This is a genomic window from Polaromonas sp. P1_F1 (genome assembly GCF_056405795.1).
Genome location: NZ_JBFUBJ010000005.1, coordinates 329551 through 350065, shown reverse-complemented (window position 1 = coordinate 350065; position 20515 = coordinate 329551). Strand labels below are relative to the sequence as shown.

At 62.0% G+C, this 20515-nt stretch carries 26 protein-coding genes; 10 read left to right on the top strand and 16 right to left on the bottom strand.

Going from position 1 to position 20515, the window contains the following annotated elements:
- Window positions 1-9: 9 nt before the first annotated feature.
- From yaaA to queF, 4 genes are all read left to right on the top strand, one after another.
- Window positions 10-786 carry a peroxide stress protein YaaA gene (gene yaaA, locus AC1DZE_RS16105; protein WP_477673067.1) on the top strand — a complete coding sequence of 259 codons (777 nt, stop codon included), beginning with the start codon at window positions 10-12 and terminating at the stop codon, window positions 784-786.
- 15 nt (window positions 787-801) lie between these two features.
- Window positions 802-1635, top strand: a complete 834-nt coding sequence (locus AC1DZE_RS16100) for a 2OG-Fe(II) oxygenase (protein WP_477673068.1) — start codon at window positions 802-804, stop codon at window positions 1633-1635.
- Window positions 1636-1768: 133 nt separating this feature from the next.
- Window positions 1769-2662 (top strand): alpha/beta fold hydrolase, encoded by an 894-nt coding sequence (locus tag AC1DZE_RS16095; RefSeq protein ID WP_477700285.1) that lies wholly within the window; start codon window positions 1769-1771, stop codon window positions 2660-2662.
- Between the two features lie 71 nt (window positions 2663-2733).
- The gene (queF, locus tag AC1DZE_RS16090; protein ID WP_477700284.1) at window positions 2734-3561 is read left to right on the top strand and encodes an NADPH-dependent 7-cyano-7-deazaguanine reductase QueF; all 828 of its coding nucleotides are present in this window, start codon (window positions 2734-2736) and stop codon (window positions 3559-3561) included.
- A gap of 55 nt (window positions 3562-3616) precedes the next feature.
- Here the strand turns inward: queF and AC1DZE_RS16085 are convergent, their stop codons facing one another.
- The 3 genes from AC1DZE_RS16085 to AC1DZE_RS16075 all read right to left on the bottom strand — a co-directional run bounded on the left by AC1DZE_RS16085 (window position 3617) and on the right by AC1DZE_RS16075 (window position 5905).
- Window positions 3617-4477, bottom strand: a complete 861-nt coding sequence (locus AC1DZE_RS16085; RefSeq protein ID WP_477672886.1) for an enoyl-CoA hydratase-related protein — start codon at window positions 4475-4477, stop codon at window positions 3617-3619.
- A 14-nt stretch (window positions 4478-4491) separates the two neighbouring features.
- Window positions 4492-4821, bottom strand: a complete 330-nt coding sequence (locus AC1DZE_RS16080; RefSeq protein WP_477672885.1) for a hypothetical protein — start codon at window positions 4819-4821, stop codon at window positions 4492-4494.
- A gap of 199 nt (window positions 4822-5020) precedes the next feature.
- Window positions 5021-5905, bottom strand: a complete 885-nt coding sequence (locus AC1DZE_RS16075) for an AraC family transcriptional regulator (protein WP_477672884.1) — start codon at window positions 5903-5905, stop codon at window positions 5021-5023.
- A 168-nt stretch (window positions 5906-6073) separates the two neighbouring features.
- Between AC1DZE_RS16075 and AC1DZE_RS16070 the strand changes: the two genes are divergently transcribed.
- Together AC1DZE_RS16070 and AC1DZE_RS16065 are read left to right on the top strand one after the other, a co-directional pair.
- Window positions 6074-6946 carry a nuclear transport factor 2 family protein gene (locus tag AC1DZE_RS16070; RefSeq protein WP_477672883.1) on the top strand — a complete coding sequence of 291 codons (873 nt, stop codon included), beginning with the start codon at window positions 6074-6076 and terminating at the stop codon, window positions 6944-6946.
- Window positions 6947-6966: 20 nt separating this feature from the next.
- On the top strand, window positions 6967-7341 hold the full coding sequence (locus tag AC1DZE_RS16065) for an antibiotic biosynthesis monooxygenase family protein (RefSeq protein WP_477672882.1): 375 nt from the start codon (window positions 6967-6969) through the stop codon (window positions 7339-7341).
- Window positions 7342-7709: 368 nt separating this feature from the next.
- Here AC1DZE_RS16065 and AC1DZE_RS16060 read toward each other — a convergent pair whose 3' ends face one another.
- The 9 genes from AC1DZE_RS16060 to AC1DZE_RS16020 form a co-directional block, all read right to left on the bottom strand.
- A complete protein-coding gene (locus AC1DZE_RS16060; RefSeq protein WP_477672881.1) occupies window positions 7710-8288 on the bottom strand; it encodes a cupredoxin domain-containing protein in 579 nt (192 codons plus the stop codon).
- 123 nt (window positions 8289-8411) lie between these two features.
- Window positions 8412-8789 carry a DUF6632 domain-containing protein gene (locus AC1DZE_RS16055; protein ID WP_477672880.1) on the bottom strand — a complete coding sequence of 126 codons (378 nt, stop codon included), beginning with the start codon at window positions 8787-8789 and terminating at the stop codon, window positions 8412-8414.
- Window positions 8790-8914: 125 nt separating this feature from the next.
- Window positions 8915-9385, bottom strand: coding sequence for a tetratricopeptide repeat protein (locus tag AC1DZE_RS16050; protein ID WP_477700283.1), 471 nt, complete (start codon window positions 9383-9385; stop codon window positions 8915-8917).
- Between the two features lie 113 nt (window positions 9386-9498).
- Entirely contained in the window at window positions 9499-10338 is an 840-nt protein-coding gene (locus AC1DZE_RS16045; protein ID WP_477700282.1) for a PhzF family phenazine biosynthesis protein, read from the bottom strand.
- A gap of 48 nt (window positions 10339-10386) precedes the next feature.
- Window positions 10387-11061: a phytanoyl-CoA dioxygenase family protein gene (locus tag AC1DZE_RS16040; protein ID WP_477673299.1), complete on the bottom strand. Its 675-nt coding sequence runs from the start codon at window positions 11059-11061 to the stop codon at window positions 10387-10389.
- Between the two features lie 32 nt (window positions 11062-11093).
- Complete coding sequence (locus AC1DZE_RS16035) at window positions 11094-11861, bottom strand: alpha/beta hydrolase (RefSeq protein ID WP_477673298.1); 768 nt, start codon at window positions 11859-11861, stop codon at window positions 11094-11096.
- 111 nt (window positions 11862-11972) lie between these two features.
- Window positions 11973-12890 (bottom strand): LOG family protein, encoded by a 918-nt coding sequence (locus AC1DZE_RS16030; protein ID WP_477673297.1) that lies wholly within the window; start codon window positions 12888-12890, stop codon window positions 11973-11975.
- Between the two features lie 56 nt (window positions 12891-12946).
- Window positions 12947-13690: an anti-sigma factor gene (locus tag AC1DZE_RS16025; protein WP_477671257.1), complete on the bottom strand. Its 744-nt coding sequence runs from the start codon at window positions 13688-13690 to the stop codon at window positions 12947-12949.
- Complete coding sequence (locus AC1DZE_RS16020) at window positions 13687-14301, bottom strand: RNA polymerase sigma factor (protein ID WP_477671258.1); 615 nt, start codon at window positions 14299-14301, stop codon at window positions 13687-13689. The genes AC1DZE_RS16025 and AC1DZE_RS16020 overlap by 4 nt, the downstream gene beginning before the upstream one ends.
- 225 nt (window positions 14302-14526) lie before the next feature.
- Between AC1DZE_RS16020 and AC1DZE_RS16015 the strand changes: the two genes are divergently transcribed.
- Both AC1DZE_RS16015 and AC1DZE_RS16010 read left to right on the top strand, forming a co-directional pair.
- The gene (locus AC1DZE_RS16015; RefSeq protein WP_477671259.1) at window positions 14527-15102 is read left to right on the top strand and encodes a DUF3455 domain-containing protein; all 576 of its coding nucleotides are present in this window, start codon (window positions 14527-14529) and stop codon (window positions 15100-15102) included.
- Window positions 15103-15131: 29 nt separating this feature from the next.
- A complete protein-coding gene (locus tag AC1DZE_RS16010) occupies window positions 15132-15725 on the top strand; it encodes a hypothetical protein (RefSeq protein WP_477671260.1) in 594 nt (197 codons plus the stop codon).
- Between the two features lie 19 nt (window positions 15726-15744).
- Here AC1DZE_RS16010 and AC1DZE_RS16005 read toward each other — a convergent pair whose 3' ends face one another.
- From AC1DZE_RS16005 to AC1DZE_RS15995, 3 genes are read right to left on the bottom strand one after another with little or no spacing between them, the layout of a single operon-like run.
- Entirely contained in the window at window positions 15745-16413 is a 669-nt protein-coding gene (locus AC1DZE_RS16005; protein WP_477674411.1) for a cupredoxin domain-containing protein, read from the bottom strand.
- The gene (locus AC1DZE_RS16000; protein WP_477674412.1) at window positions 16410-16868 is read right to left on the bottom strand and encodes a group I truncated hemoglobin; all 459 of its coding nucleotides are present in this window, start codon (window positions 16866-16868) and stop codon (window positions 16410-16412) included. Before AC1DZE_RS16000 ends, AC1DZE_RS16005 begins: the two co-directional genes overlap by 4 nt.
- 34 nt (window positions 16869-16902) lie before the next feature.
- Window positions 16903-17823: a DUF3034 family protein gene (locus AC1DZE_RS15995; RefSeq protein WP_477700281.1), complete on the bottom strand. Its 921-nt coding sequence runs from the start codon at window positions 17821-17823 to the stop codon at window positions 16903-16905.
- 245 nt (window positions 17824-18068) lie between these two features.
- On the opposite strand from AC1DZE_RS15995, the gene AC1DZE_RS15990 reads away from it, so the two are divergent.
- Together AC1DZE_RS15990 and AC1DZE_RS15985 are read left to right on the top strand one after the other, a co-directional pair.
- A complete protein-coding gene (locus AC1DZE_RS15990; RefSeq protein WP_477672280.1) occupies window positions 18069-18503 on the top strand; it encodes a c-type cytochrome in 435 nt (144 codons plus the stop codon).
- 161 nt (window positions 18504-18664) lie between these two features.
- Entirely contained in the window at window positions 18665-19183 is a 519-nt protein-coding gene (locus tag AC1DZE_RS15985; protein ID WP_477700280.1) for a DUF1569 domain-containing protein, read from the top strand.
- Between the two features lie 9 nt (window positions 19184-19192).
- On the opposite strand, the gene AC1DZE_RS15980 is transcribed toward AC1DZE_RS15985, so the two are convergent.
- The gene (locus AC1DZE_RS15980; protein ID WP_477672282.1) at window positions 19193-20452 is read right to left on the bottom strand and encodes a Y-family DNA polymerase; all 1260 of its coding nucleotides are present in this window, start codon (window positions 20450-20452) and stop codon (window positions 19193-19195) included.
- Window positions 20453-20515 lie beyond the last annotated feature (63 nt).

Genomic DNA, 20515 nt, shown 5'->3' with positions numbered 1-20515 from the left:
ACTCAAAGCATGCTGTTTCTCATCTCGCCGGCCAAATCCCTGGACTACGACACGCCGCCGCACGTCGCGACCCACACCCAACCCCTCTTCACCCGCCAGTCGGACCAGTTGATTGACGTGCTCAAAACACGGACCCCGCAGCAGATCAGCGAACTGATGAAGCTGTCAGATTCGCTCGCAGGCCTGAATGTCGCGCGCTACCAGGCCTGGTCGCCGAAATTCACCGCGAAGAATTCCAAACAGGCCGCGCTGGCATTTGACGGCGATGTGTATGGCGGCCTCGATGCAAAAACGCTAGGCGACGCACAACTCGCCTGGGCGCAGGAGCACGTTTGCATTCTGAGCGGCCTTTACGGCGTGCTGCGCCCGCTGGACCGCATGCAGCCCTACCGGCTTGAAATGGGCACGCCGCTGGCCACACCCCAAGGCAAAAATCTTTACCAGTTCTGGGGCTCACAAATCTCCGCCTACCTGAACGAGCGCGCCGCTGCCCACACCACACCGGTCATCGTCAATCTCGCCAGCGAGGAATACTTCAAGGCCGTGGACCGCAAGACGCTCAAGGCGCGCGTGGTGAGCTGCGTCTTTGAGGAATACAAGGCCGGCAAGTACAAGGTCATCAGTTTTTTTGCCAAGCGCGCCCGTGGGCTCATGGTGCGCCATGCGATTGAAAAGAAGCTGACTACCGTCAAGAAGCTCGAAGGCTTTGACGCCGAAGGCTACCGGTTTGACTCCAAAGTGTCCGAACCCGACCGGCTCGTGTTCCGGCGCAAGCAGGCCGCCTGAGCAGCCCAGTCCCGCATGAGCACGCCCGCCCGCACCGACCAGCAGCTCACGCCGGAAGTGCTGGCGTGGATGACGGCGCAGGCAAACCTCGGCCACTCCAGGGACGAGATATTTAACGCCATGCTGGCAGCCGGCTGGAGCCGCGACGCCGCCACGCGGGCGGTGCGGCTGACGCCCGAAGATCTCGCCGCAGTGGTTGTGCCTGCGCTGGCTTTGCCGGTCACCAACAACATGGTCGATGCCGGCGACAAGTGGGTGGAAATACTTTTTTTCGCCCAGGTGCCCAATGTCATCGTGCTGGGCAACCTGCTGGGCCCGAGTGAATGCGAGGCGCTGATGGAGGCCGCCCGGCCGCGGCTGGTACGTTCGCTGACGGTAGACACCAAGACCGGCGGAGAGGAGCTCAACCCTGACCGTACCAGCGAGGGCATGTTTTTCAGGCGCGCTGAAAACGCCGTGGTGCGCCAGGTGGAGGCGCGCATTGCCAGAATCTTCGGCTGGCCGCAGGAAAACGGCGAAGGGCTGCAGGTGCTCCACTACGGGCCTGGCACCGAATACAAGCCGCACTACGACTACTTTGACCCGACCGAACCCGGCACGCCCGCCATACTGCAGCGTGGCGGTCAGCGCGTGGCGACGCTCATCATGTACCTGCATGAGCCCGAGGAAGGCGGCGCCACGGTGTTCCCCGATATCGAGGTGCGGGTGGCGCCGCGGCGCGGCAATGCGGTGTTTTTCAGTTACCCGCAGGCACTGCCTTCCAGCCTCACGCTGCATGGCGGCGAGCCGGTTACCACTGGCGAGAAATGGATTGCCACCAAGTGGCTACGAGAACGCGAATTTGTTTAATACCCGTCTCATGGGGGCTACCACCCCAGGTGGGGCCGCGGAACTGGCTTTGCCAGGCCGCAGGCGCCCGTCCCCTGCAAGGGGAGAGGAGGCTACACGCAGTGAGCCTCAACAGGGGTGTACATAATCCACTATGAAAATCACCGCAAACAACATATCCATCGAGATTGAAGACACCCACCCAGGCGACGCAACCGGCCGGCCTGTGGTGTTGCTCATCATGGGGCTGGGCATGCAGCTGATTGCCTGGCCGCCGGCCATGGTGCAGGCAATTGCTGATGCGGGCTTTCGTGTGGTGCGCTTTGACAACCGCGATATCGGCCTTTCGCAGCACTTCGACTACCTCGGCTCGCCCAGCCTTTTGTGGGAGGGGCTCAAGTTCCGTATGGGCTGGCGTATCCGGCCGCCCTACAGCATTGAAGACATGGCCGCCGACACCGTGGGCGTGCTGGACGCGCTGCACATCGGCAAGGCACATGTGGTGGGTGTGAGCATGGGCGGCATGATCGCGCAGCGCGTCGCGGTGCTGGCTCCATCGCGCCTGCTCAGCCTGACCAGCATCATGAGCTCCAGCGGTGCGCGCGGCCTGCCGGAAGCCAGTCCGGCGGTGGCCCGTGTGCTGCTCAGCCGGCCTGCCGGCAGGGGTGTGCAGGCCGCCATCGACCATACGGTGAAGCTGCTCAAGGCCATCGGCAGCCCGGGCTTTCCCATGAACGACGCCGAGATTCGCGAAAAAGTCGCTGCTGCGGCGCAGCGCAGCTTTCATCCGCAGGGCATTCTTCGCCAGATGGTGGCCGTTGCCGCTGACAGCACGCGCGCCTCGGCACTTGCCAGGGTGACGGCGCCGACGCTGGTGGTGCATGGCCAGGCAGACCGGCTGGTGCCTATGGCCTGCGGGCAGGACACGGCCAGGCGCATTCCCGGTGCACGCTTCGAAAGCATTGAAGGCATGGGCCACGATTTGCCGCCGGGTGTTGTCGACCGTTTGCTGGCTCTGCTGATTCCCCACTTCAAAGCGGCAAGCTGATACAGCCCCATAGCTTGGGGCTTTGTACGGCCGCTTTCAGCATGGCGGCGGTTAGCGGCGAAAATGGGTGCATGAACACCCCTGAACAATCCCAGCTCGGCAAAACGTCTGCCTATATCGACCAGTACGACGCCTCGCTGCTGTTCCCGATACCGCGCGAAGGCAAGCGTGCCGAGATCGGCGTCACCGGCACGCCGCCGTTTTTCGGCGCAGACATGTGGACGGCATTTGAGCTGAGCTGGCTCAATATGCGCGGCAAGCCGCAGGTGGCACTGGCCCACATCACCGTGCCCTGCGAGTCGCCGAACATTGTGGAGAGCAAGTCCTTCAAGCTTTACCTCAACAGCTTCAACAACACGCGCTTTGCCGATGCGCGCGATGTGCGCGAACGCATTCGCGCCGACCTGAACGGTGCTGTCGGTATGGGCGTGGGCATCAAGACGCTGGGCCCCGAGCTGTTCGACCGCGAACCCGTGCATGAACTCGACGGCCTGAACCTGGACAGGCTGGACGTGGAGTGCATTCATTTCACGCCTACGCCCGAGCTGCTGTTTGCCGAGTTCGACGAGCCGCCGGTGGAAGAGACGCTGACCAGCAACCTGCTCAAAAGCAATTGCCTGGTCACTGGCCAGCCCGACTGGGGCAGTGTGCAGATTCGCTATGCCGGCCCGCAGATCAACCAGGAAGGCCTGCTGCAATACCTGGTGAGCTTTCGCAACCACAACGAGTTCCATGAACAATGTGTGGAACGCATCTTCATGGACATCTGGACGCGCTGCAAACCCATGAAGCTCTCAGTGTATGCACGCTACACGCGCCGCGGCGGGCTGGACATCAACCCGTTTCGCACCAGCCATCCGCAGGCGCTGCCGCCTGCCATTCGCACAGCCCGCCAATAATTGCCAATGCAGGTTGCTATTAAATTAATAGCTGCTTGCGCAAGTTTTGTATAGGCTAGAGGCCGAATTCATTGAAATTCTTGATCGGTGAAAGCCCGGGAAAGCTCGCCGCGCGCTTTTCCTTCATGGCGGTAACCGCCTCACGGACATGCGCGTTACTCCAGATCGCGCCCTGCAGCCAGCCCATTTGTTTGAGCGCGTCATCCACCGAGTGGTCACGCGTGTAGTGGATGGCCTGCTTGGTGCCCCAGATGGCCACCGGCGGCTTGGTGGCAATCTCGCCGGCGCATTGCATGGCGGCCGCCAGCATCGCCTCGGCTGAGTCAAACACTTCATTGACGAGGCCGTAGCCCAGCGCTTTGGCCGCCGGCATTCGCCGCCCGGTGTAAGCCAATTCCTTGACGACCGCCAGCGGCACCAGTTTGGGCAGGCGCTGCAAGGTGCCCACGTCGGCCACCATGCCGATGTTGATTTCCTGGATGCAGAAGAATGCGTCGGCCGTGGCGTAGCGCAGGCAGCAGGCCGTCACCATGTCGACCGCTCCGCCTATGCAGCCGCCCTGGATGGCGGCGATCACCGGAATGCGCAGGGTTTCGAGCTTGGTGAAGGTGGCCTGCATGTCGCCCAGCATGTCAAAGATGGCGGCGCGGCCCTCGGGGCTCTGGTCGTCCATGGCGATGTCGCTGCCAAAGGTTTCCAGTGCCATGCCGGCGCTGAAGTGCTTGCCGGTGCTGGAGATCACCAGCACGCGCGCCTCGCCGGCCTTGTGGATGTGTGTGAGCACCGCATCCAGCTCGCGCCAGAAGGTCGGGTGCATGGTGTTCATCGCCTCGGGGCGGTTCAGCACCAGGTGGGCGATGTGGCCGGTGGTGTTGAGGGTGAAGCAGGTGAGGGCAGGTGGGGTGGGGGCGTTCATGCCCACACTCTAAGTCAGGCGACCAGGTCCAGCCAGTCACACCTGAGACGCCGCGCAATGTGCGCCCGTGCCCGCGCATACACATACAGCCGCGGCGCCAGTGTGCCCAGCACGCACAGTGGGTAGGCCCAGGCCGCCTCAAAAGTGAAGGCAGGCAACCAGCCCATCCAGCCCATCACCCAGGCCGTCAGCACTATCTCCCAGAGCTGGCATTCAAGCGGGTGCGCCGCTCGTTGCGCCTCGCGCCAGTCCTTGACGCGTTGCAACTGCGCCAGCGTGATGGGGTGCCAGTACGACGACCGGACAGGTAGTGATGCCTTGGACGGGTCAGAGGGATCAGACATAAAGCCTCCGTGCGGAAGCTTCAATGTAAGTTTCGTGAAAGGTGCTGTCAACGTCTGCCGACCTTCATTAATGCGTGATCGCCGCTGAGAAAGCCCGCCGGGCCTGTTTTCACAGGACGGGAGGTTGCTTGGTGTTGCGCTGCGTCCGCAGCATAGCGGCAACCAAGGCGGGCGGCTGACACACGTGCTTGGGCAGCTGTCAAGAAAGATGGTCGGCTCGGAATGCCGCCGGCGTGACCAGTGCGATCCGCCTGAAGAACTTCACGAAGTTGGTGGGTTCGATGAATCCCAATTCATGTCCGATCTCCGCGACAGTCGCCTTGCTGTGAACCAGGAGCCGCTTGGCCTCCAGGGCAATACGCCGGTCAATCACGTCCTTGGCCGTGCGGCCGACAGTCGCCACGCAAGCACGTGACAAGGTGCTTTCTGAAAACCCAATCCGCCTTGCCAGATCGAGCACGCTCGGGCGTGTCCTGAAGTTCGCTTCCAGCAGCCTGTGAAACAGGTGGTAAATCCCTCCCTCCCGTGTCGCTTCAGGCGTACCCGTCCCGCCGCGCAACGCGCGGGCAAGCCGCAAGAGCATGGTCAGAACCGCATGCCTGATGATGGAGGCATCGATCAGGGTTCCTTCGAAGCGATCGATATCCGCCCTGAGCCTGCTGCTGTCGGCCACGGCCTCGATGAACAGCTCCTTGCTGGGCGCGGAGACATTCGGCCATAGGTCCAGGCCGAGCAATCCCTGGCCGATGGTGGGCGCATCCATGGCAGGTGCCAGAGCCTCCGCCGAGATCAGGGTGAGCTGCCCTTGCAGTTCATTGGTCATCTGCCATTGCTGTATCTGACCGGGCCGAACCAGAAGAACCGAGCCAGGCTGCAAGGGATGTTCAATGAAGTCGACCATGTGTCGCGATCGTCCCTCCTGAACCAGCAGCAGGTGGTGGAAATCAACACGCTGCGTTGCCGAGAGCACGCGTGCGGGTGCGTGTTGCCTGAGTTCCTTGAGCGTCATCGTCTCCACCCCCACTTTGGCAAGCCGTGGGTTGTCGAAGCGAATCTCAGGAATATTGGGAGAGGCTGCTTTCATGTTTCCGGAGTCTAGAGCAGAAATCCGTAAAAATCCTAGTTTTGATCATTGTTTGAAGGGCTTCGATCTTTTCTACAACGAGGAAAACGAACAGAATCATCTCGTTCATATAGGCAAGACATCGAGCAGGAACCGACACCCTCAACAATGAATTGGCAGAATTTCACCATGACTATCGTTCGACCGTTTCGTTTGGCCCTGGCGGCATTGACCATCGCCGGCCTCGCCGCCTGCGCCGGCAATCCACCCCTTCACGCATCTAAGAAGAAAGAATCCATGACCCCTCAAAAACAACAGGTCGTTGCCCTGCTCAAAGCGATCGAAACCGGCGACGCTGCGCCGGTTGCTGTGATCAACCCCAATAAATACATTCAGCACAATCTGTCCGCCGCAGACGGCCTTGCTGGCTTCGGTGCGCTCCTGCAAGCCTTGCCCAAGGGATCAGCCAAGGCGAACACCGTGCGTGTGTTCCAGGACGGCGACCTGGTCTTCGCCCATACTGAATACAACTTCTTCGGACCGAAGATCGGTTTCGACATCTTCCGCTTCGAGGATGGCAAGATTGTCGAGCACTGGGACAATTTGCAGGAAACGCCGGCCAAAGCCAACCCGAGTGGCCACACCATGGTCGACGGGCCTGTGCAATCCACGGACCTGGAAAAAACGGTCGCGAACAAAGCACTTGTGAAGTCCTTCGTCGAGGACATCCTGGTCAATGGCCGGATGGACAAGCTTGCCGGTTACTACGACGGGGATCATTATGTTCAGCACAACCCCCAGATCGCGGACGGGCTGTCCGGCCTCGGTCAGGCGTTGCAAGCCATGGCCACGGCTGGCGTCACCATGAAGTACGACCGCATCCATCGCGTGCTCGGCGAGGGCAACTTCGTGCTGGTGGCCAGCGAGGGGATTTTTGCCGGAAAACCGACCAGCTTCTACGACCTGTTCCGCGTGCAGAACGGCAAGATTGCCGAACACTGGGACACCATCGAAACCATTGCGCCGCGTTCCGAATGGAAGAACGCGAACGGCAAGTTCTGAACTTGAAGAAGGAAAACTTCATGGACATCTCGAAATGGCTCTATGGCAGCATCGTTGTCTGCACGTTTGCGATGCAGGCCAGCGATACCGCTGCCGCAACACCTTCGGCCAAGGTCATCGAAGTCGTGACCTTCAAACTCAGGTCCGGCATTACGGCGGCGCAGTTCCGGCTTGTAGACCAGGAAGTCGAGGCGCAGCATGTGTCGAGGCAGCCTGGGTTCGTCTCGCGTGAGAGCGCGGCGGGCGAAAATGGCGAATGGCTGGTGATCGTGCACTGGCGGTCCGCCGCCGATGCCAACGCGTCCATGGCGAGCTTCGAGAAAGCACCAGCCGCAGCGAAATTCATGTCCAGCATCGATGTATCGACGATGCTTATGAGGCGGTATGACAAGTAACCCCTGGCGCCGCCCGAAACCACCGACTGGGCGAAAGTTCCACCGTATCCGTACGCTGCGTTCGGCGTACTTCATTTGATTGGCAAGAGTTCTCGCGCAGCTCTGAAATTTCCGGCGGGCTTTGCCTGATTGAAAGTTGCAGGAAAAGTAGCCAGGGAAGCGCTGAACAAGTCCTCCGTGGTGCGCGGTCAGCGGGCCCGGGCGGCCTGCTGCATTGGATTTCTTGCCAATAGCCCGCCATTGGCAAGAAATCCGCCTTGCATCCGATTCCGATCCGGCCGCCGCGCCTGCGCAAGACCTGAGTCAGCGCTTTCCTGAAAGATGTTTGCTTTGGGAAAATTTCCGGCGAGCTTTCTCCGTGGCAATCACTAGATCCGTCGCCGCCGCGGCACCACGCTGAGCTGCAGGGTCAGCTTGCCCGGCGACGCGGTCACGGTATAAGCCTGCGGCGCTATATCGATCAGCTGGTCGGCATGCCAGACCTTGATCTGCGCAGCGCCTTCGGGCAACTGCTCGACCTGCGCTACGCCGTCGGCGCCTGTCAGCACGGCCCAGGGCGATTCGCTCACATAGACATGGCCGCGCATGGAGCCGTGAATGTGGCAGCCCAGCAGCACGGCGCCGGCCTTGTTGAAAGTGGCGTCAGCGGTTTTGGCGGGTTTGCCTTCGGGCTTGCCGTCGAGCCGCAGCTCGAACCCCTCGCCCGGCGTTGCGTTGAACTGCGCTGCGCCGGCGGCCGAGCCGCGCACATGGTGTTCCCACGGATCGTTGTTGACGAACTGGGCCTTGGCGCCCAGCGCCACCACGCTGACGGCCGGTACAAAACGCATCTTTTCCTGGTAGATCGTCACCTGGGCGGGCAAAGGGCTTTGGGGCGCCCCGGTTTTGGCGGAAGGCACCACGACGACTACGGCGTCCGGCGCCGGCTTGCCTTCCTTGTCGAGCACTTGAATGGAAATGTTTCCGGCTGCAGCCCATATGGGTAGTGCGCAAGCAGCTATGAAAAACAGAGCAGTTGGCAGCATCCGGAAGGCAGGGCGTGTTAGCTTGGGCATGGGATTTCTTTCGGCTTAAGCTTCGCGGGGAGTCAGCAATGCCAGCACAGCCGCCACCGCGAACAGCGCCAGGACATCACCCCAGAGGTGCCCCATGTTGTGGTGGCCCTGAAACGACTGCACTGCCATCACCCCGCCGTGTGCAATGCTGGACCAGACGGTAAACCAGATGAGGCTGCGGTGCAAGAGAGGGTTACGGGCGGCGAGCATGAGGAATATCCCCAGCGTCGCATAAAGGGCGAGGATCATCTCCAGGTAATACGAACGCCCTTCCGCATGCCACGACCAGCCTGAAGGCCAGACGATGGTGAGCGGCCACAAGCCGAAAGTGAACGTCACCCCTATCAGCACCAGGGCAATGCGCAGGTATTTGATGCGATCAGCGTCAGTCATTGTTTTCTTTCAGATCATCAGAGGTCGCGCACCCAGAGACCCGCTCTGTGTGCGCCGGGAGGTGAGTGGCAACAGGAAACCATTGCAGCGCATGCCGCGCCGCAATGGTGGTGTTCAAGGGCGGCTTACTTGGCGGCCGGCTTGTACTCGGCCACGGCCTTGGCCAGGTCGCGGGTTTCTTCACAGGTCGCGCAAATCGCCTGCAGCTTGGCCAGCTGCGCGTCGGCCTGGGCTTTCTGGTTGGTCTTCAGGTAGGCAATGCCCGAGTATTCCAGCGCGCCCTTGTGCTTGGGGTCCAGCGCCAGCGCCTTGCCGTAAGCGGCAAAGGCATCGTCGTACTTGCCCATCCAGCGGTTGGAATAGCCGAGGTAGTTGTAGGCGTCGGCATTTTTCGGGTCCTTGGCCACCACCTTGTTAAAGCTGCTCACGGCCTCCGACCAGTTCTTGGCGCTGATGGCTTTTTTACCCGCCGCGAAGTCGTCAACCTGGGCGTTTTTAGCTGGTGTGGTTTCGATGTCGGCCGCCAATGCTGCACCGGCCAGGGCCAGGGCGATGACGGGCAATGCGACGAAGTTGCGGATGGAAAAAGTGTTCATGTCGGGCTCCTTGAGATATCGGTTGATTGAAACGCGCTGCAAACCAGCACCTATGACAAACGAAGAAAACCGTAAAACAGATGCAGGTGAGTTGTAATTTATTTGTAAATGGCCTAAACCAGCTCGTGCATGATCCGGGCCGTTCCGGAAACCTTGATCGAGGCCCCGGAAGCGGGTGGAATTTCCGCGTGCAGGCAGGAGCGCATGCCCATGTCTTCACCCTGCACGATATCGATGGCGCCGCCGTGCGGCCACTTCAGGTCGCGCAGGTAGCCTGCAAAAGCGGCTGTGGCTGCACCTGTGGCGGGGTCTTCATACACGCCGCCGGAAGCAAACGGATTCCGGGTGTGAAAAAACCGGGGAGTTTGTGCATGGGCCAGAAGGATCGTCACCAGCCCCGCCTTGTTCATCAGCTTGCGGCCCGTGTCCAGGTCATATTGCATGGCCGCCAGTTTGTCGCGGCTCTTCAGAACCAGTACCAGATGGTCTGCGCCGCCGTGGGCGAGCGCGGGGGCAATGCGCGGGTCCAGGTCATCCGGTGTGTAGCCGAACAGCGCCAGGGTGGCCAGCACCAGCGGCTGTGGGGCAGCCTGGCTGCGCGTGGGCGGCGATTGCAGCGCGGCGGTGATCGTCTCCCCGTTGCGCCGACCTTCAACCGTGATGCTGGCCTGGTTCAGGGTCAGCGCAAACACGCCATCGCCATGCTCAAGGGCCAGTGCTGCGCCCAGGGCTATCGTTGCATGGCCGCAGAAGGGTACTTCGGATTCCGGCGAGAAATAGCGCACCCGCCAGCCGGCGCCGCTTGCAACGGCAAAAACCGTTTCCGAGAAGCCAAGCTCCGCAGCGATCTGCTGCATCTCACGGTCATCCGGAAATTGGCCGGCGACCATCACGCCGGCGGGGTTGCCGCCGGTGTTTCCGTCAGAAAAGGCTGCAATCTTCAAGACACTCATCGTTTTCCTTGTGAAATGGAAGGCGGGCTGCTTGCCTGTCCGGCCAATTCATATTGCGCGCTGCCACTGAAGGCCGAAAGGCAGTATGCGCGGCCCGAACAGAAAATGCAGCACCCTTCGCATGCTGCCGCCGGTGGACCTGGATGAGGCGTGCAGCAGCAGCGGGCGCATGGCCATCGCACTTCCCTGCCCGGCCATGCAGATGAACTCGGTTTGGGCGTGGCGGGCCGCCGCAGCGGCTTTCACTTCCATTCGGCCGTACAGGTGGGAGCCTGGAACCACCCGCAGCGGGCCGTCTCCCGCGCCGCAGGCGTCGACGTGCAAACGTACCGCCACCAGTTGCTCCAGCAACTCGACAGGCGGCTGGACATACAGGATGCCTTCCTTCCTCGACCAGCCGCCCAGGCTTGCATGCTCCACATGGTCCGCCACCGGGATGCTCAGGTCCTGGTGCACCGGCACCAGCCAGTTGCGGGACACCGACTTTTCGAAGTAAGTGCACTGCACCGCAGCGAAATCGGCCGGAACCATCGAGGCCAGCGACGGATGCCGGCGCACCCTTGCCGCAAGCGCCTGGCACCAGGCCTCCGACAGCAGGCAACGTGTTCCCGCCGAGTTGGCGGAAATCCCGGCAAGGCGCGAAGCGGCCGATTCACACTGGGCGGCAGTCAGCACCTGCGGAACAAGTGCGAAGCCCTGAGTGGTGAATGCGGCGTGGTCCATCCCGGCTTGTTTTGCAAAGAGGTGTTGAATGCTCACAGCATCGACTGAAACAGCGAAAGGTACTGGGGATGCTGCGAGACCGTGTTGTGGGAGGTTCCGGGCAGCATCTTCAGCACAGCCGTGCCATGCTTGAAGTGCGCATGCAGCTGGTCGGTGCTGGCTTTCGGAATGACTTCATCGTGTTCGGCCGAAATCAGCAGCGTGGGCACGGTGACTTTGGCCGCGTACTTCCAGGACTCGAACTTGTCGACAAGAAGCCAGGGGATGGGAAACCAGGGAAAGCGCTGCGCTGCCAGTTCCTGGATGCTGTTGTAGGGCGTCACCAGAATCAGGCGCGACGCCGGCCGCTGGCTGGCCACCCAGACCGCAACGCCTGAACCCAGACTCCTGCCAACCACGGTGACATCCGAATGTGTCCGGCTGACATGGTCGAACAAGGCCAGGGCGTCGCTTTGAAGCGCCGCCTCGGTGGGGCTTCCGGTGCTTCCGCCGTAACCGCGGTAGTGAAGCAGGTAGAGGGCATGGCCTGGAAATGCTTCCGAGAAAGACGGCAAATTCGGCGAAACGTCTTCGGCATTGCCCCCGAAGTAAATGATGGCCTTGGGCCCGGCCGTTTGCCGGGCAGTGACCACGAGTGCCGCGTCGGGTGTCTGGAGATGGAGTGTCGTGGCCGGACCGCCCCATGACTTCGGTTGCGGGAAGTAGATCAGCGAGCGTTGAAACGCAAACAGCGCCGCGCAGATGCCCAGGTAAGCGAGCACCATGACCACCAGAAAAACAGTCACTGTGCGGCGCACCATGAAACTCGGCGTCTTCCCCCGCAGCGCGCCCTGCCAATCAGGATGATCCGGTCCAAAAGGCCACGAACAAGGTTCATCGGATGCGTCGCATTGAGTGAGTGCCTGAATAACTCAGTTGAGCCGCATGTCTGCACTGAGTTGTTTGACCAGCTCTGCACTCGTTTCCACATACTTCAAAAATGCCACTTCATCCTTGTTGATGGTCTTGCGCGCCATCATGTCGGTCAGGCGCGCGTCCAGGCTTTGCCAGTGAATTTGGCGATTGCCCACGAGATACACCGGAACCCTGGTCAGCTGCCTGCTTTTGATGATCTCGATGATCTGGAATATTTCCCATTCGGTGCCGGTCCCTCCTGGTGCAATCACGATGGCGGCCGAGTGCTTGATCATCGCCAGCTCGCGGATGGAGACGCTGGAAAAAATCAGGCCATGGGTCACATAGGCATTCAAGGCCTGCTTGGGGTCACCACCATAGGGTTTCAGCGTGTCGTTGGCCGTCGAGCGGTCGTAGTAGGTGGTGTACCCGACGCTGGGGCCTCCCGCCTCTTTTGCGCCGCGGTTGCCGGCTTCCATCAGGCCCGGGCCCGCACCCGTCATTATCGGATACTGCTTGCCATAACGCGTGGTCCATGCGTGAGCAAAATTCCGGATGTCTGCGTAGATGGCATCGTTTGCCGCCCTGATGGTGTCGTTGCAGTTCTCACCGCGCGCGTCGCAGGCGGCATTTTTCTCGCGGATACGGGAGCTGCCATAGATGGAGACAAAGCCCCGCGGAAAAAGCATGGCCTTCAGGGCGTCAGAGCAGTAGGTGTCCTGAGCCATCAGTTTCACGGGGACGATGTTTTCAACGCTCGCATAGGGGCCGATGTAATCGGCGTTCGGGACATCTGCTTTCGCTACCGCGCACTCCAGCCGCAACTCCGTGGGCTTGATCGCAGACGTTGCTGTGGTTGGCGGTGGTGTTGCACACCCGAGGAGGGTGGCGGTGACCACACCGAGGGATAGAAACAATTTGAGGCTGGCGTTCATGCTGGTTCTCCTTTTTACGGTACCTACCCGGATTGAGCCCCCGGATGCCGCCACGCTCACCACAGCTTGGCGCAATTGCCGCTGAACACCACGGTTCCGCTCGGGCTGGCGGGTGTGGCGCTGGTCTCCAGCGTTACCACCAGCTTGCTGACTTTGGACAGCAGCTTTTCCGAGGTGTCGGGCAGCATGGAAACCGCCGATCCGCTTGTAGGCACGGCGCCCAGCGAGAACGCCGGGCCATTGGCCGGCACCGCCCACAGCACCAGGGTTCCGGTGGCCGGTGGTGTGATCGGGCCTATGACCTTGACTGTCATGGTCTTGCCGTGGCGCAGCGAACTGGCCAGCAGCTTGCCGTTGCCCTGGGCGTCGGTGAGCAGGCCCACATAGCTTTGCGGCAGCCTTTCGCCGGAGCGCATCGCGATCTGGTCGCTGGACATGAACAGGGTGGGCATGGCGACAAAAAACACGCTTGCCGCGATCACGCCCGCGGCCAGGCCGCCGAAGCCGAAACCAGCAGGTTTGAGCCAGCCCAGCCAGGACGGTTTTGTTTGCGGCGCCTGTTGCGGCGCCGCAGGTTTGGTGCGTGCGGCGATCGCAGCCCACACCCTGGGAGACGGTTTGTGCGCCGGCACCGACATGGCGAGTTGACCCAGCCGGGCCTCCCATTGTGTGACGCGCACGCGCACATCAGCACGGTCGCGCTGCAGGCGCTCAAAGCGGCGGCGCGCGCCATCTTGCAGCGTACCCAGCACATAGGCCGATGCGAGGTGTTCGAGCAATTCGGGGCTGGAATATCTCATGACGCCACCACCCCTTGCGCCGCCAGGCAGCCCTTGAGTTTTTCGAGTCCGCGCCGTATCCAGGCTTTCACCGAGCCCAGCGGCGCGCCCATTTGTGCGGCCACTTCGGTATGTGACATGCCCTGGTAGTAGGCCAGCGCCAGGCTTTGGCGGTAGCTGCCTTCCAGTGCGCTCATGCAGCCTTCGATGTGCAGGGCCTCGGTGGCCTGTTCCAGCAGCTGCATGGCGCTGGGGGTGGGTGTGGCGGTGGTTTCGGTGTCTTCCTCATCCACATCACCGGAGTCGGGCAACTCGCTTTCCTTGCGGCGCGTGCGGGAGCGCAGGGCGTCCAGCGCCTTGTTGCGGACGATGGCAATCAGCCACGTCATGGGTTGAATGGTTTGCCCGTCTACCTCACTGCGGTAGCCGGTGGCATTTTTCCAGATGCTCACGTAAGCCTCTTGCAGCACATCTTCGGCCGCGTGTCCTTGTCCCAATATACGTACGGCAACGCCAAACAGATGCGTGTGGGTGCGTTCATAGACCTGCGCAAAGCAGGCGTGGTCGCCTTGCCCTGCGCCGGCAATCAGCGCCTGCAGGCTGCGGGTGTCCGTGTCGGGGGCCAGTTTCATGCGGCTGAGTATAGGGAGTTACGCCCAAGCGGCAAATCTTCCCCGACTATGGCATTTTTCTCAGAAAAACCTGCATCCAATCGGCGCTTGCTGTCGTTTGTCCCTGGTAGGCCGGGCGCCGCGCCGGCCCACGCCCCCTTCCGCCATGTGGTTGTTGGGACTTTTTTACTTTCTTTTAACCCGGAGACCTGTCAATATTTGCAGGACTCCTCTCAGGAGATCGCCATGACACCGATAGCAACCGCCACCCAACCCAGGCTTCACGCAGGCCTTGCCGCTGCCGCGTTGTGTACTGGACTGCTGCTAAGCGCCTGCGCCGGTGGCCCGGCCGCACCAATGGATGCCAAGCCGGTGCCCGCCGCGCTCAAGCCGGCCGACGGCGAACGCGTGGCCTTCACCTGGCACGCGGTGGGCTCGCAGATCTACGAATGCCGCTCCGGCGACAAGGGCTGGGCCTGGGTGTTTGTTGCGCCAGAAGCGGACCTCTTCAACCAGAAAGACGAAAAAGTCGGCACGCATGGCGCCGGCCCGAACTGGACCGCGCTGGACGGCAGCAAAACCGTGGGCACGGTAAAAGCGCGCGCCGACGGCGAGCGTCCCGCCGACATCCCATTGCTATTGCTGACGGCCAAATCCGCCGGCATGCCCGGCAAGATGGCCACCGTCACCAGCGTGCAGCGCCTGAACACCGAGGGCGGCAATGCGCCGGCCAAAGGCTGCACCGCGCCGGCCGATGCGGGCAAACGCGTCAAGGAAGGCTATACCGCCGACTACGTGTTTTTCACCGCCCAAAAAGCCTGACCCAAAAGCCAGAGGAAGCGAGGCCTGACATGTCCGTGCTCAAGAACCTTTTCAGCGCCAGCAAGAGTCCCAAGCACGATGCCACGGGGCCTGAGACGGGTCCGGTCAAGATGAACCTTGACGAGCGCATGGCGTTTCGGCGCGAGATGCTGTTCGAGGCCATCAAGGTCACGATGCAGGCCCACGGAATTTTGTCGGCCAGCTACAAATTCCGCGTGGTGCGTAACGACAAGCGAGGCCACCAGTACATGGTGCTGGTGGACCTTTCCACCGACTTCCTGGACAACCGGGAAGGTGGGCCGGCCCGGCTGGTCGAGGTGGGTGCGGCTATCGCCAAAAATGCCGCTGCGCGTTACAACCTGCTGGTCAGCGGTGTGTACTGGCAGATCAATGAGCAGATTCAGGCCTTCGCGCCCAGCCGGCCCGTCTCCTTGCCCGCGAGCCAGGATGCGGCCAGCCCACCGCCACCGGTACAACGCCGGGAGCGCGCCACGGCTGAAGAACTCGCGGCCTTTGAAGCCGCCTGGGAGAAGGGGCGGGCGCTGCATATCGGCGACCGGGTCTATTCGTCCGACCTGTCGCCGCTGGAGCCTGATTCCCAGAAGGACGACAGCCGGCGCTAAAAACCTCGGGGCCGGCCGTTCAAGACCTGCGCCTTCGCGGCACCACCGTGAGCTGCATGACGCTTTTGGCCGGCACGGGGCCCACCGTGACCTGCTGCGGCACGATGTCCACCAGCTGGTCGGGGTGCCAGACTTTCAGCTGCGCGGCACCCTCAGGCAGGTCCTCAAAACTCGCGATGCCTTCCGGGCTGGTTTTGGCCGCCCAGGGGGATTCACTGGCGTAGATATAGCCGCGCATCGAGCCATGGATAAAACAGCCCAGCAAGGTGGCCCCGACAACGCCGGCCCTGTCCAGCGTCACTTCACTGGACTTGCCCGGCTTTCCGTCGGGTTTGCCTTCCAGCCGAAGCTCGAAGCCGGCATTCGTCGCGTTGAACTGACCCATACCGGCGGGCGAGCTGCGCACGTGGTGGTCCCAGGGGTCGTTGTTCACAAACTGAATTTTTGCCCCCACGGGAACCACCGTCACCGCGGGAACAAACTGCATCTTTTCCTGGTGAATGGTGGCCTGCGCGGCCAGCGGCGTCCTGGGCTGGGCGCTTTTGTTGGCGGGTGCCACCACGACCACGGCATCCGGCACCGGTTTGCCGTCTTTGTCGAGCACCGACACCGTGAGACTGGCCGCATGAACCCCTGCGCCGAAGGCGAAGAGCGCGCTAATTGCTGTGAGCTGGATCGCTTTTTTCATGGTTTGACCGCCGTTTCAGGGGGCGTGATGATGTCCCGGTTCATGGGAGCCAGCAGCGCCAGCATTTCATTCTGTTTGCGAAAAGGAATGCCCCTGGCATCCATGCTTTGCTGCAGCACCTCCACCAGGGCGTGGAAGTCCGACTTCTTGATGTCGAGGTTGGCGTGCGCGCTTTTCATGTCCGCACCCTTGTAAACGCAGGGGCCGCCGCTCAGGGCGCAGAGCTGGTCCACCAGCTGCTCTTTCACGCGCTGCTGGTTCGACGGCTTGAAATGCGGCCCGGTGCGCGGATCGGCCAGCAGGCGAACCATGAAGTCGTCCATCAGCGCCACCAGGCCGGCTTTTTCACCGAAGGCTTTGTAAAGCTGGTCGTCTTTGGGTGCCGTCTGGGCAAATGCTGCGCCGGCCGTCAACAGGCTTGCCGCGAGGGCAAAAGAAACAAAAGGGTTTTTCATGGGGCGGTTCCTTGAAGGGGGTTGTTCGTCGGGCTTAAAAAGCGACCTGAGCCGAGAGGTAGTAGCCGGTCTGCTTCCGGCTGCCGGTGGTGGCAGGCACGATCACGCCCAGGTCCACATACGCCAGCGTGAGCGAAAGGTTTTTGGTCGGTGCCCAGGCAATAAAGATGTCTTTCCAGTCTTCAGAGCGCAGGCCGTTGCCCAGGCCGGCCGCGCGGCCGGCGCCCTCGAGCTTGTTGCGCATAAAACGGTATTCGGCGCCGATGGCGATGTTTTTGCTGAGCAGGTAAGCCACCGAGAATTCCGGTTGCAGCGTGTACTTGTCTTCGCTGCCGCCCAGCGTGGCGCCATAGCCCAGCAGGCCGTTCTGGTTGGCCTTGGTTGCGCGCAGCGTGCCGTTGAGCAGCAGGCTCTGGCCCAGGAAGAGTTTGGTGGCGCTGACATACACATCCACGCCGTGGCGTTTGGCGCCCAGTGCGGTGAGCGTAGGGTCCAGCCCGGTGGAGCCCAGCGTCTTGTACTGCATGCCCACTGCCACCTGCGGCATCAGCGTGTCGCTGTCCAGGACGGCATCGCCCAGCACGCGAACCTTGGCGCCCACGATGGTCTGTTTCAGGTGCAGCCCGGGTAGGCCCAGGGCCACGCCGGTGCCGCGGGTGTTGAAGTCCTGCTGCGCAATCGACAGTTCGTAGCGGTCATGGATGCCGACGGCCGCGCCGTACACATTCAGGCCGTAGTCGGTGGTGCCGGCGTGGGTGACGTAGGCAGAGCCGCCAATTTCGCCCGCCGTGGCGTTGCTGCCGATGACGGCCCAGGGCGTGAGGCCGCCGCCGGCCGCGCCTTCAATGGTGCTGACACCGCCGGTCAACAGCAGTTTGCCGGTGTCGGCGTGGGCGCCGGCGCAAAGCAGGGTGAGCAGGCTGGCAATCAGGGGGGGTGATACGGAGTGGCGCATGGTGATCCTGTGGGTGAAAAGGAAAAAGCCGGTTGCCGGCGTCAATGGAAGTGAACCTGTGTGGAATACGGAAAACCGGATTCACTGGATTCAATGAAACGAAAAAAGATGCGAAAAGAAGCTGGGTCGCTCTTCGAAAGGCTGAATCCGCGGGCCGGCCGTCAACGTATTCAGAACAGCTTGCGGGATGGCCTGGCAGATTGCATGGCTTTCCCACCCGTCAAAACCAGTGTCTGGAGTGCCGAATGCCTGCTTGTTCCCTGTTCATGCGCAATGCGCGTCATCTTTTTAGTACCGTGGCGGCACTGACGCTCTTTGGCGTGAGCGGTGCCCCGTTATGGGCCCAAACGGCGTCCGGACGCGAATGGGTCACGCCGCCGCCCGGCAACGTGGCGCGCGGCCTGGCCCTGTACCAGGCGCGCTGTACGGCATGCCATGCCGTCGACGGCAACAAGATCGGGCCCGCGCACCGCGGTGTGATGGGCCGCCGCGTGGGCAGCCTGCCTGGGTACAAATATTCGGACGAACTGGCGCGGTCGCGATTGCGCTGGACGCCGCAAACCCTCAACGCGTGGCTGGAAGACCCCGAGCAGCTGGTGGCCGGGCAGCGCATGGGCTTTCAGGTGGAAAGCGCGGCGGAGCGTGCCGACTTGATCGCCTACCTTGCCACGCTGAAATGAACAGACAGCTATCAATTCAGGAGCCGCTTGCGCTCGTCCTGCCTGCCTGGAAGGCCTTTTCTTCAGAAACTCTTTGTTCCGTGGCCGCCCATGAGATAAACGCCAGCCCGCCCTGATGCCGCAGCAAATGGGGCCCTGTGGCGGCTGCTACCATCTCAGCCATGAAACGACGCGACTTTCTGGCCACCACCACACTCGCTTTTACCGGAGGATTTGCCATGGCCGATGTTCCCAAAGTCCAGTCACTGGATGAAGCGCTGCGATGGCTGGACAAGGTCGACCAGGCCGCCAGTGTCAAAACCACCGGCCAATGGCCCCTGGTGTCGGTGCTGGAGCACATGGCGCAAAGCGTGGAAATGAGCCTGGACGGCTTTCCGCAGCCGAAAAGCGCGGTGTTCCAGAACACGGCGGGCGCCGCGGCCTTTGCCTTTTTCAAATGGCGCGGGCAAATGAGCCACAGCCTGAGCGAGCCCATCCCGGGCGCTGCGGCTCTCAGCCGTGAAGGCGACTGGCGGCCCGCCTCGGCGCGGCTGCGCGCGGCCATTGCCCGTTTTGCCGGGCACCAAGGCGCGCTCAAGCCGCACTTTGCCTACGGCGCGCTCAGCAAGGCTGATTTTTCGCTCGCGCACACCTTTCATATCGCCAACCACCAGGATGAGATCGTCCTGGTAGCGCGCTAGAGGCGCTGCTTAGAAAAGCTGGTCGGTTGCTATCGATTCAGGAGCTGCTGGCGCACGACCTGATTGGTCTGCAGGCACTTTTTGTTCATGAATTCCTTCTTCGCCGGGCTTGGCCAGCGTGGAAGCGCGAACGCCCAGCAGGCGCAGTTTTTTGTCCAGCGGCACCCGCTTGAGGCACAGCCCCGCCAGCTGGCGGATGGTTTTCCCGTCCGCGGTGTACGTGTCTGAGGTCTGGTCGCGTGTCGCGATCTTGAAGTCGTCGTAGCGCAGCTTGATGCCGATGGTTTTGGCCACGTAGCCCTTGCGCTGCAGGTCTTCGCCCAGCCGTTCGCACAGGTCGGTGAAGATGGCGCCCAGCGTGGCCTTGTCGCGCACCGCGTGCAGGTCGCGGTCAAAAGTGGTTTCGCGGCTCATGCTCACGGGCTCGCTCTCGGTGACCACCGGGCGGTCGTCGCGGCCCCAGGCGGCCTCGTGCATCCAGGCGCCGGTGGCCTTGCCGAAGTTGTCGATCAGCCATTGCGGGTCTTGCGCGGCCAGCTCGCCGACGGTGTGGATGTGCAGCCTCGCCAGTTTGTCGCCGGACTTCGGGCCGATGCCGTTGATCTTGCGAACGTGCAGCGGCCAGATTTTTTCCTGCAGGTCCGCTTCGTAAATGATGGAAATGCCGTTGGGCTTGTTGAACTCGCTCGCCATCTTGGCCAGCAGCTTGTTCGGCGCGACGCCGACCGAGCAGGTCAGGCCGGTTTTTTCAAAGATCGCTTTCTGGATGAGCCGGGCCAGCACACGCCCGCCCTCGCGCTGGCCGCCGGGCACGTCGGTGAAGTCGATATAGACCTCGTCCACGCCACGGTCTTGCATCAGCGGGGCGATGTCGGTGATGGTGCTTTTAAAGAGCTGCGAGTATTTGCGGATTTCCGAAAAATCCACCGGCAGCACAATGGCCTGCGGGCACAGCCTGGCGGCCTTCATCATGCCCATGGCCGAGCCCACGCCGAACTGCCGTGCCGCATAGGTGGCGGTGGTGATAACGCCGCGGCCCACATAGTCCTTGAGCAGCGGAAAACTTTCCACTGGAATAAAACGCAAAGCCCGCTCGCCCTGCGCGGCCCGCAGTTCTTCGTCAACCTTGCGCCAGCCGCCGCCTATGACGACCGGCAGGCCCTTCAATTGCGGGTAGCGCAGCAACTCGACCGACGCAAAAAACGCATCCATGTCGAGGTGGGCAATGCGGCGGATTTTGGGTGCGGGGGAGGGGGACGGGGCGCTCACCCGGCAAGCATAGCAATTCGCAATGGCTTGCGCGCGGTCGCCCCGACACGATTTGGCCCTATT

Coding starts and splice junctions, on each gene's coding strand:
- AC1DZE_RS16095 (WP_477700285.1), top strand. CDS start 1,769: ATGAAAATCACCGCAAACAACATATCCATCGAGATTGAAGACACCCAC.
- AC1DZE_RS16100 (WP_477673068.1), top strand. CDS start 802: ATGAGCACGCCCGCCCGCACCGACCAGCAGCTCACGCCGGAAGTGCTG.
- AC1DZE_RS16045 (WP_477700282.1), bottom strand. CDS start 10,338: ATGAGTGTCTTGAAGATTGCAGCCTTTTCTGACGGAAACACCGGCGGC.
- AC1DZE_RS16040 (WP_477673299.1), bottom strand. CDS start 11,061: ATGGACCACGCCGCATTCACCACTCAGGGCTTCGCACTTGTTCCGCAG.
- AC1DZE_RS16030 (WP_477673297.1), bottom strand. CDS start 12,890: ATGAACGCCAGCCTCAAATTGTTTCTATCCCTCGGTGTGGTCACCGCC.
- AC1DZE_RS15995 (WP_477700281.1), bottom strand. CDS start 17,823: ATGCGCCACTCCGTATCACCCCCCCTGATTGCCAGCCTGCTCACCCTG.
- AC1DZE_RS15990 (WP_477672280.1), top strand. CDS start 18,069: ATGCCTGCTTGTTCCCTGTTCATGCGCAATGCGCGTCATCTTTTTAGT.
- AC1DZE_RS16005 (WP_477674411.1), bottom strand. CDS start 16,413: ATGAAAAAAGCGATCCAGCTCACAGCAATTAGCGCGCTCTTCGCCTTC.
- AC1DZE_RS16010 (WP_477671260.1), top strand. CDS start 15,132: ATGTCCGTGCTCAAGAACCTTTTCAGCGCCAGCAAGAGTCCCAAGCAC.
- AC1DZE_RS16055 (WP_477672880.1), bottom strand. CDS start 8,789: ATGACTGACGCTGATCGCATCAAATACCTGCGCATTGCCCTGGTGCTG.
- AC1DZE_RS16035 (WP_477673298.1), bottom strand. CDS start 11,861: ATGGTGCGCCGCACAGTGACTGTTTTTCTGGTGGTCATGGTGCTCGCT.
- yaaA (WP_477673067.1), top strand. CDS start 10: ATGCTGTTTCTCATCTCGCCGGCCAAATCCCTGGACTACGACACGCCG.
- AC1DZE_RS16075 (WP_477672884.1), bottom strand. CDS start 5,905: ATGAAAGCAGCCTCTCCCAATATTCCTGAGATTCGCTTCGACAACCCA.
- AC1DZE_RS15985 (WP_477700280.1), top strand. CDS start 18,665: ATGAAACGACGCGACTTTCTGGCCACCACCACACTCGCTTTTACCGGA.
- AC1DZE_RS16015 (WP_477671259.1), top strand. CDS start 14,527: ATGACACCGATAGCAACCGCCACCCAACCCAGGCTTCACGCAGGCCTT.
- AC1DZE_RS16020 (WP_477671258.1), bottom strand. CDS start 14,301: ATGAAACTGGCCCCCGACACGGACACCCGCAGCCTGCAGGCGCTGATT.
- AC1DZE_RS16085 (WP_477672886.1), bottom strand. CDS start 4,477: ATGAACGCCCCCACCCCACCTGCCCTCACCTGCTTCACCCTCAACACC.
- AC1DZE_RS16065 (WP_477672882.1), top strand. CDS start 6,967: ATGGACATCTCGAAATGGCTCTATGGCAGCATCGTTGTCTGCACGTTT.
- AC1DZE_RS16080 (WP_477672885.1), bottom strand. CDS start 4,821: ATGTCTGATCCCTCTGACCCGTCCAAGGCATCACTACCTGTCCGGTCG.
- AC1DZE_RS16050 (WP_477700283.1), bottom strand. CDS start 9,385: ATGAACACTTTTTCCATCCGCAACTTCGTCGCATTGCCCGTCATCGCC.
- AC1DZE_RS16025 (WP_477671257.1), bottom strand. CDS start 13,690: ATGAGATATTCCAGCCCCGAATTGCTCGAACACCTCGCATCGGCCTAT.
- AC1DZE_RS16070 (WP_477672883.1), top strand. CDS start 6,074: ATGACTATCGTTCGACCGTTTCGTTTGGCCCTGGCGGCATTGACCATC.
- queF (WP_477700284.1), top strand. CDS start 2,734: ATGAACACCCCTGAACAATCCCAGCTCGGCAAAACGTCTGCCTATATC.
- AC1DZE_RS16000 (WP_477674412.1), bottom strand. CDS start 16,868: ATGAAAAACCCTTTTGTTTCTTTTGCCCTCGCGGCAAGCCTGTTGACG.